The sequence below is a fragment of the Streptomyces calidiresistens genome, assembly GCF_014141525.1.
In the GTDB taxonomy this organism is placed as follows: domain Bacteria; phylum Actinomycetota; class Actinomycetes; order Streptomycetales; family Streptomycetaceae; genus Streptomyces; species Streptomyces calidiresistens.
Genome location: NZ_VKHS01000842.1, coordinates 1 through 2,222 on the forward strand (window position 1 = coordinate 1; position 2,222 = coordinate 2,222).

Here is a 2,222-nt window from a genome sequence, read left to right on the forward strand (position 1 = left end):
CTCCGGTCCCGTCCCGTCCGTTCCGCCCCGCCGGCACGGTGCCGTGCGGGCGGGGCGGAACGGACGGGACGGGACCGGAGGACCGGGGGAACGGAGTGGGCGGCGGAGGGTGGCGGCCGGTGCCGGGCGCGGCGTTCAGCCGCCGCCGGTCACCGGTCGTTCCAGCATCATGAGGGCCGCGAGCTTGTCGGGGAGACGGATCTCCCGGTCGAGGCGGAAACCCGCCCGTCGAAAGGCCGCCACCGACGGGCCGTTGCGCACGTCGGGCTCGGCGAGGACCCGCGAGCACCTCGGCCGCCGGCCCAGGATCAGTTCCGCCACCCCCCGCAGCAGGGCGGTGCCGGTCCCCCGCCCCCGGTGTCGGGACGGGCCGATGAGCAGGTGCACCCCGGTATCGTGCGGGCGGACCGGGTAGTGCCGCGCCAAGGGGTCCAGGTCCGCGCGGTAGATCTCCCAGTAGCTCATCGGCTCCCCGTCGAGCACCCCGAGGCAGGGCACGCTGCGTCCGTCGCCCTCCAGTTGGGGCCGCAGGTGCTCCAGCACGCGGTCGGCCGGCCCCGCCAGTTCCCAGAACTCGGCCACCACGGGATCGTTCATCCAGGCCGTCAACATCTCCAGGTCGCGCCCGGGGCGCACCGGCACCAGGTGCAGGACACCGACGGCGGTGGTGACCGGCCCCCAGTCGACGGGATCGTCCAGGAGTTCCGAGCGGCCCGCCGAGGCGTCGACCGGATCGGGCGGGATGCCGACCGTCGACAGGTCGATGGTGTCCGCCTCCTCGGACGGGCCCTCCCCGGCGGAGGCGGCGGTGCGGAAGTGGGTCACGGCCGTTCCCCGCTCCCGACGCCGACCAGGGGGTTGCGCCACGGCACGTACACCGACTGGCCGTCCACCGGCCCCTCCAACTCGTCCATGTCGTGCACCCGGGTCAGCAGGTTCGCCTTGCACGGCAGCGGGTCCAGTTCCAGCAGGCGCCGCGCGGTGGTGGAGGCGGGCCGGTCCCCCTCGGGGCGGGCCCAGCCGCGCAGGAAGTCCGCGACCAGGCGCAGCGCCCGCTCCTCGTCCAGCAGTCGTTGCGAGCCCATCGCCCCCACCAGTCCCAGGACGTGATTGATGCCCAGGTAGTAGGAGAAGCGCTCGTCGGTCACCGCGTCGGTGACGAAGGTGTCGGACTCCACGCCGATCCCCGGCATCAACCGGTCCAGTTCCTCCCGGCGGGACTCGCGGAAGTAGTACCCCTGGTTGTCGCGGTACCAGCCCCCGTCGGGGAAGCCCTCGGCGTCCAGCCGGACGAGGGTGTTCTGCTGGTGGGCCTCCAGCGCGACGCCGACCACCGCGTCCAGCCACAGGACGGGGGCGACCACCGTCCGCAGGTGCCGCAGCAGCCAGTCGGCCGCCGGCTCGGTGATCGGCCGACCCGTCCGGGCGGCGACCTCCCCCAGGATGACCCCCAGACGGGACCGCAACTCGCCGACCGGTCGCCCCGGCCACGGGCGGGGTGCCAGCAGTCCGGCGAGACAGGCCACGTCCTCACCGGAGCCGAAGGGGTTGAGGCGCAGGGCGGTGTCCAGGCCGGGCACCGGCGTCCCGTCGGGGGTGTTGACGCCCACCCAGGCGGGATCCCGCAGCACGTCGAACCCGGAGCCCTCCGTCGTGGCGGCCCGCCAGCGGGCCCCCGCCCCGGCCTCCAGCAGGCGGTGCACCTCGCGTCCGCGCACCATCTCCTTGCGGAGGTTCTCCCGGCGGGAGTTGGTGATCCGCAGCCCGAGGGAGAGCTTGAGCATCACGGGGGCGTCGGCGCGGAAGACGGTGCGTACCGAGGAGGTGGGGAACCAGGGTGCCCCGTGGGGCCCCAGGTCGTGCAGCAGCCCGGCCTCCATCAGGGCCGCCGGCTCGGGGCGGTGGGGCAGGTCACGGGCCTGCCAGGGGTGGAGGGGAAGGGGGATCGTGCCGGGCGGCGCGTCGGGCAGGGTGCCGGCCAGACGGCGGGCGATCTCCTCCACCGGCACGGTGCGACCGTCCTCCTCCAGGGAGGAGCCGGAGACGAAGACCTTGGGGTCGACGGCGAACCAGTGCAGCGGGAAGGAACCGCGCGTCTCCGGCGAACAGGCCACCGCCTCGTGCCCCGTCAGCCCGTCCCGGCTCTTGGGCGTGGGGTGCAGCGGGTGGCCGAGCACCAGGGCCTGCTCGGCGTCCAGGAAGGGCGGGGTACCGGGGGGCGG

At 74.7% G+C, this 2,222-nt stretch carries 2 protein-coding genes; both read right to left on the bottom strand.

The genetic code is table 11. The features are described 5' to 3' along the window. Window positions 1-135: 135 nt before the first annotated feature. Entirely contained in the window at window positions 136-825 is a 690-nt protein-coding gene (locus tag FOE67_RS23340; RefSeq protein WP_194444617.1) for a GNAT family N-acetyltransferase, read from the bottom strand. After that, window positions 822-2,222: IucA/IucC family protein (locus tag FOE67_RS23345; protein WP_194444616.1), on the bottom strand; the 1,401-nt coding region annotated here is incomplete at its 5' end. The genes FOE67_RS23345 and FOE67_RS23340, both read right to left, overlap by 4 nt.